Origin of the sequence: Saccharothrix deserti, from assembly GCF_009769385.1 — a bacterium.
Lineage (GTDB): Bacteria > Actinomycetota > Actinomycetes > Mycobacteriales > Pseudonocardiaceae > Actinosynnema > Actinosynnema deserti.
Genome location: NZ_VKAB01000157.1, coordinates 1 through 1009, shown reverse-complemented (window position 1 = coordinate 1009; position 1009 = coordinate 1). Strand labels below are relative to the sequence as shown.

Annotated in this window: 1 protein-coding gene; it reads right to left on the bottom strand. The window is 65.7% G+C overall.

Annotated elements, in window-relative coordinates:
• Window positions 1-204: 204 nt before the first annotated feature.
• Window positions 205-768 carry a dihydrofolate reductase family protein gene (locus FM051_RS49990; RefSeq protein ID WP_158855007.1) on the bottom strand — a complete coding sequence of 188 codons (564 nt, stop codon included), beginning with the start codon at window positions 766-768 and terminating at the stop codon, window positions 205-207.
• Between the last annotated feature and the right edge of the window lie 241 nt (window positions 769-1009).

The window sequence follows — 1009 nt, the reverse complement described above, 5'->3', positions numbered from 1 at the left end:
GTGTAGGATCTCAAATCTCACTTCATATTCTCACGGCCGACTTCGTCTCGGCTTCATGAATGAAGTCGGGTTTGAGACAGGCGCCCCGAGCAAGATCGGTTGCTGGTACTCGTGGTCCATGTGGTCGCGTGCGCGAGCGCAACCGAGCCGGCTCCTCCGGTGTCACCCCGCCGCGCATGTGGCCCGTGACTCTCGGACGAGCGCTCAGCGCCTCGTCTCGTACCTGGTCAGGACCACGCCGCCAGGAAACGTCCGCGTCTCCACGAGGTTCAGGTTCACCCAGCTGTCCAGCGCGGTAAAGAAGGGCGTCCCGTCGCCCACCAGGACCGGGTAGGTGGCCAGCTGGTACTCGTCGATCAGCCCGGCCCGCATGGCCGCCCCGGCGAGCGTCGCGCCGCCGATACCCATCGGGGCGCCGTCCTCGGCCTTGAGCCGGGTGATCTCGGCGACCGCGTCGCCGGTGACCAGGCGGGTGTTCCAGTCGACCTTGTCGATCGTCGAGGAGAACACCACCTTCGGCGTGTCCCGCCAGTTCCGCGCGAACTCGATCTCCGCCGAGGTGGCATTGGGCTGCTGGTCGCCGGTCGGCCAGTAGGAGCTCATCGTCTCCCACAGCTTGCGCCCGTACAGCAACAGGCCGCTCGCCCGCTCCCGGTCAAGCCACCACTGGAACAACTCGTCGCTCGGCCCGCCCCAGCCGATGTCATCGCCGGCCGCGGCGATGTAGCCGTCCCGGGTCACGTTCATGCCATAGATCAGTTTCCGCATGGCGCCAGCCTCCCGTAAGTCGGTCTCACCTGTACAGACCGGCGCGGCGCGGGAAACTCATCGGTGCGCGGATGCCGAGGGACAGGGTGGTCTCGCCAGCTGGTCCGGGCTCGATCACATGTTCACTCCGCTTGACGTGCGAGCCTGGGTGATCACGGCCTCGTGACCGAGGTCCGGTCATGCACAGAGGAAACGACACGAGTTTGAGACTGATCATGGTGACATCGCTGTGAGACAACGG

Bases quoted from the DNA above. Each gene is read 5' to 3' on its own strand.
- FM051_RS49990 (WP_158855007.1), bottom strand. From the start codon at position 768: ATGCGGAAACTGATCTATGGCATGAACGTGACCCGGGACGGCTACATC.